The following is a 4,837-nucleotide window of genomic DNA, read 5'->3' on the forward strand; positions in this document are numbered from 1 at the left end:
CATCACGCGGTCGGCGTCGGCCTTCGCGTCGGCCGCCTTCTCGCCGGCCAGTTCGAGCATCTTCGCCACGTGGGCGACGTACTTGCCGCGCAGGTCGGCCATCCGCGGGTCGTCGGCGAGGTAGTAGTCGCGGTCGGGCAGTCCGAGGCCGCCCTGGAACATGTGCAGGATGCTGATGTCGGGGTTCTTGAAGTCGGCGGCGACTTCGCCGCTGAAGAGCGAGTCCGCGCCTTGGGTGGCGAGCTTCCCGGCGACGGCCATCAGCGTCTTGGCGTCCTTCACGCCGTCCACCAGGGCCAGCAGGTCCTTGATCGGCTCGGCGCCGCGCTTCTCGATCGCGGCCTCGTCCATGCAGGACCCGTAGTACGCGCCGAGCTTCGCCTGGTCGGGCGTCGTCGGGTGAGCCGCCGCCGCCTCGAGCACCGCGCGCACGTTCTCGCGGTTGCGCTGGTCGATCTCGCTGAAGCCGCGGCCCCAGACGACCTGGTCGCCGGGGAGCGTCGCGTGCTTGAACCAACCGCCGCAGGCGTACTTGTAGAAGTCCTGGCAGGGATCGAGGGTCCGGTCCATGTCGTTCAGGACGACCTGGGGGTCGAACTTCGGGGACGTGGCGGGGGCGGGCGCTGCGGCGGGCGCGCCGGCGGCGAGGGCCGCCGAGGTCGCCGCGAGCGCGGCCAGCGAGATCGCGAAGAGGCGCCGTGGTTTCATCAGGTTGCTCCTAGGAAGAGGGCGGCGGCGGGGGTTCCGCCGACGGAACAGAACCACTGTAGTTTAGGCGGCCGCCCGCCGCCGGCGGGGCGCCCGCCGGGCCGGTCGCGCGGACGGTCGCCGCGGACGGTTCAGCGGTCGCCGCGCGGGGGCGACTCGCCCGGCCGCGAAGCCGTCCGTCGGCGCGTCCCGCAGGGTCCGCGGCGAGGAGGTCGAAGCCGTCGCGTCTCGGCCGACGGCTCAGGACGCGGCGAAGCCGGCGGCGAGCGCGGCGTAGAGGCGCGCCGCGGCGACCGTCTCGGCCAGCGAGACCTGGTCGTGCTTTGTGTGAGCGACCTCGAGCCGTCCGGGGCCGCAGACGACCGGCGCCGACCCCGCCTCGTGGAAGAGGCTGCCGTCGGAATGGGAGCGGAAGACGGCCGGCGCGCACGGCAGCCCGGCGGCGGCGAAGGCCGGCGCGAGCGGGGCGAGGCGCGGGTCGGCGGGGTCGAGCGCATAGCCGGCGGCCCAGTAGCCGAGTCGCCAGTCGAGGCTCGCCCGCGCGTTCTCGGCGAGCGTCGCCGCGCGCGCGTTCTCCACCGCCGCCTCGACCTGCGCGCGGTCGCTTCCCGGCGGCAGATGGACGTCGAGCAGGGCCGAGCAGCGGTCGGCGACGACGAAGCGGCTCTCGCCGCCGTTGATCTCGCGCAGGTTGACGGCGAGCGCCTCGGCGGCGGGAAGGTCGGCGAGGCCGGCGATGATCCGCCGCAGCCAGCCGAGCAGGGCGTGGATCGCGTTGGCCCCGACGTCGGGGAGCGCGGCGTGCGCGCGCACCCCCTCCGCCTCGAGGTGCGCCTCGAAGTAGCCGTTGTGGGCGAGGCAGGGGACGAGCCCGGTCGGCTCGCCGATCACGACCAGCGGCGCGCGCAGCTCCTCGAGCAGCTTGGCCGTGCCGTCGCCGTACTCCTCCTCGCCGACGACCAGCGCGAGGCCGATCCCGCGGCGCGGGGCGACGCCGGCCGCGGCGAGCGCGGCGAACGCCGCGACCATCGCCGCGCAGCCGGCCTTCATGTCGGCCGCGCCGAGGCCGTGCAGCACGTCCCCCTCGCGCCGCGCGCCGAGCTTCTCGTCGGAGAGGAGCGGGATCGTGTCCACGTGGCCGACGAAGAACAGCTCCGCGGGGCGCGGGCCGAGCTCGACGATCAGGTTGGCGCGGTCGTCGTCCGCGCCCTCGGCCGGCGCCGGTTGGCGGCGGCACGGCAGGCCGGCGGCGAGGAGCGCCTCCTCGAACAGGTCGGTCGCCGGCCCCTCGGCGTACGAGGGGCTGTAGCGGCCGACCACGTCGATCAGCAGCCGCTCCAGACGGGACGCGTCGACCGCGGCGAGGGCGCGCGCGACGGCGCCGTCCCCCGGCACCTCAGTCGTCCTCGCCCGGGCCGGTGACGGAGCCGGCCGGGTGGGCGCCGGAAAGGGTGCGGCGGCGGCGCTTGCGGCGCTCGACCGTCTCGATCTCGTGGGTCAGGTTCTTCGACAGGTAGACGTGCCCCGTCTCGTTGCCGAACCCCTGCTTGCGGAAGAAATGGATCGCCCGCACGTTCTCCGCCGCGGTGTCGACGAGCATCATCCGCGCCCCCTGCTCGATCAGCAGGTCCTGCATCCGCGCGAACAGCTTCGAGCCGATGCCCAGCGGGCCGACCTCCTGATCGACGCCGAGCCAGAGCAGATAGCCGTAGTTCCACGCGCTGTGCCGCTTCTCGATCACGGTGCCGAGCGCGAACCCGACGACCTTGTCGTCCAGCTCCGCGACGAGGCAGGTCTCGCCGTCGGCGGCGAAGCGGTCGACGATCTCGTATTCGTCCCAGGTGCGGTAGAGGTTGGGCCACTTGTCGGCGGTGAAGACCTTCTCGCCGAGGGCGTAGACCTTGGGCAGATCCTCCAGCTCCATCTCGCGCACGGTCACGCTGGCGCCGTGCTCCTTCTGTTTCGCAGGTTTCCTTTTCGTGTCCGACATAAGAAACACCTCTCGGCGTCATGGTACGCCGCCCCCGCCGCCGTTGCCGAAACGGCCGGGACGGAGCACGCTCGGGCCATGAGCGATCGAACCGATCCGGACGCGACGATCGTCGGCCGTTACCGCCGCCTCGTCGCCGAGGCGGACGCGTGGTTCGCGCGGGCGCTCGCGGCGCACCGCGCCGAGGCGCAGTGCGGCCGCGGCTGCGACGGCTGCTGCCGCGGCCTGTTCGACGTCACGCCGCTCGACGCGGGGCTCCTCCGCGCCGGCCTCGACGCGGCGCCGGCGGCGGCGCGGTCGGCGATCCTCGAGGCGGCGCGCGCGGCGCTGGCCGCGGTCCGCGACGCCGCGCCCGACTGGGCGCCCCCCTACCGCTTGGGCGACTTGGGCGTTCCGCGGTTCGACGCCCTCTGCGAGACGCTCGACGAGGTTCCCTGCCCCTGCCTCGCGGCGGACGGCGCCTGCCGGCTCTACGAGCACCGGCCGCTCGTCTGCCGCCTGCACGGCCTGCCGATGTGGGATCCGGGCGAGGAGGCGTTCGTCGGCGGCGACTGCCCGCGGAACCTGCCGCCCGAGAACCTCGAGGACAAGCCGGCGCTCCACTTCGACCACGCCTCGTTCGAGGCGCGGGAACTGCGGCTGATGGCCGAGCTGGCCGGGCCGGAGGCGGCGAGCGACCCCGAGGCCTGCGGCACGATCATAGCCGCCGCCCTCCTCGCGCCCTGACGCACCCGTAGCCGGATCCGCTCAGGAATTAGCCGGCCGGAGTAATCCCGGCGGCAGAATCGGGGCGGGAGCTGTGGAATAATTCGCCTATGGACGGTGTGTCTTGGCCGATGTTGGCGGCCGAGGTCGCGGCCGGCATCGCGCTCGCGGCGTGCTGCGGGCTGAGGGCTTTCCTGCCGCCGCTCGTCGTCGGCCTCGCGGCCCGCTTCCATCTCTCGGAGATGCTCCTCGGGCGGCCGCTGCTCAGTCCGTCGTTCGAGTGGCTCGCCTCGACGCCGGTGCTCGTCGTCCTCTCCGTCGCCGTCCTCTTCGAGCTCGCCGCGGACAAGATCCCCGCGCTCGACCACGCGCTCGACGTCGTGCAGACGATCGTCCGCCCGCTCGCCGGCGCGCTGGCCTTCGCCGCCTCGCTCGGCGGCGTCCCGCCGTGGGCCGCCGCGGCCGCCGGGCTGGTCGTCGGCGCGCCGCTCGCCGGCGTCCTCCATCTCGGGAAGGCCAAGATCCGCCTGCTCTCGACCTTCGGCACGGGGGGCCTCGCCTCGCCGTTCATCTCCTTCTTCGAGGACATCGTCACGATCGTCGGCGCCGTCCTCGCCGTGCTCGCCGGCTTCGCCGCGCTGATCCTCGTCTTGGTCGGCGCTTACCTCACCTACCGGCTCGTGCGCGTCTTCCTGCGGCGCGTGGGCCGGCTGCGCGCCGACCTCGGCGCCCCGTGAGCGCCCCCGCGCTGCCGGCCGCCCTCGCGGCGCGGCCGGTCGTGCTCTTCGACGCCGGGGGCACGCTGATCACGCTCGACTACGACCGCGTCCGCGCGGCGATCCCGGCCGGCGCCGGCGCGCCGCCCAACGTCGCGTTCGACGCGGCGGAGGCGCGGGCGCGGCGCTGGGCCGACGCGGCGCTGCGGAAGGAGCTCGGGGCGCGCGGCCTCTGGAACGGCTACTTCGCGCGCGTCCTCGGCGACGCCGGCGTCGCGGCGGAGGCGATCCCCGCGGCGCTGGAGGCGCTCTGGCGCGCGAACCGGGAGCGCGGCCTCTGGCGGCGGCCGGTGGACGGGGCGCGCGAGACGCTGCGCGTCCTGCACGAAGCGGGACGGCGCCTCGCGGTCGTCAGCAACGCCGAGGGACAGGTCGAGGCGGACCTCGTCGAGGCGGGGTTCGGCGAGTTCCTCGAGACGGTCGTCGATTCGGCGCTCGTCGGCGTGGCCAAGCCTGATCCGCGGATCTTCGCCGTCTGCCTCGAGCGGCTCGGCGCGCGCCCGGAGGAGTGCCTTTTCGTGGGGGACGTGCCCGCGTTCGACGTCGTCGGCGCGCGCGCCGCGGGGATCGAGCCGCTGCTGCTCGACCCGCACGGCGTCCACGCCGACGTCGACGCGCCGCGGCTCGCCTCCCTCGCCGATCTTCCCGCGGCGCTCGG

General features: G+C 74.5%; 6 protein-coding genes. 3 read left to right on the forward strand and 3 right to left on the reverse strand.

Features of this window, described 5'->3' with window-relative positions:
- The 3 genes from LLG88_16160 to LLG88_16170 form a co-directional block, all read right to left on the reverse strand.
- Positions 1–708, reverse strand: a 708-nt coding sequence (locus LLG88_16160; GenBank protein ID MCE5248441.1) for a M13 family metallopeptidase, incomplete at its 3' end; no start/stop codon positions are given.
- A 240-nt stretch (positions 709–948) separates the two neighbouring features.
- A complete protein-coding gene (locus LLG88_16165) occupies positions 949–2,103 on the reverse strand; it encodes a M20/M25/M40 family metallo-hydrolase (GenBank protein ID MCE5248442.1) in 1,155 nt (384 codons plus the stop codon).
- A 1-nt stretch (position 2,104) separates the two neighbouring features.
- Entirely contained in the window at positions 2,105–2,698 is a 594-nt protein-coding gene (locus LLG88_16170) for a GNAT family N-acetyltransferase (protein MCE5248443.1), read from the reverse strand.
- Between the two features lie 78 nt (positions 2,699–2,776).
- Between LLG88_16170 and LLG88_16175 the strand changes: the two genes are divergently transcribed.
- From LLG88_16175 to LLG88_16185, 3 genes are all read left to right on the forward strand, one after another.
- Positions 2,777–3,424, forward strand: a complete 648-nt coding sequence (locus tag LLG88_16175; GenBank protein ID MCE5248444.1) for a YkgJ family cysteine cluster protein — start codon at positions 2,777–2,779, stop codon at positions 3,422–3,424.
- Between the two features lie 89 nt (positions 3,425–3,513).
- A complete protein-coding gene (locus LLG88_16180) occupies positions 3,514–4,140 on the forward strand; it encodes a DUF4126 domain-containing protein (protein MCE5248445.1) in 627 nt (208 codons plus the stop codon).
- Positions 4,137–4,837 (forward strand): HAD family hydrolase (locus tag LLG88_16185; protein ID MCE5248446.1); only part of this gene is annotated, 701 nt, incomplete at its 3' end. The genes LLG88_16180 and LLG88_16185, both read left to right, overlap by 4 nt.

It is taken from the genome of bacterium (assembly GCA_021372775.1).
GTDB lineage: Bacteria > Acidobacteriota > Polarisedimenticolia > J045 > J045 > JAJFTU01.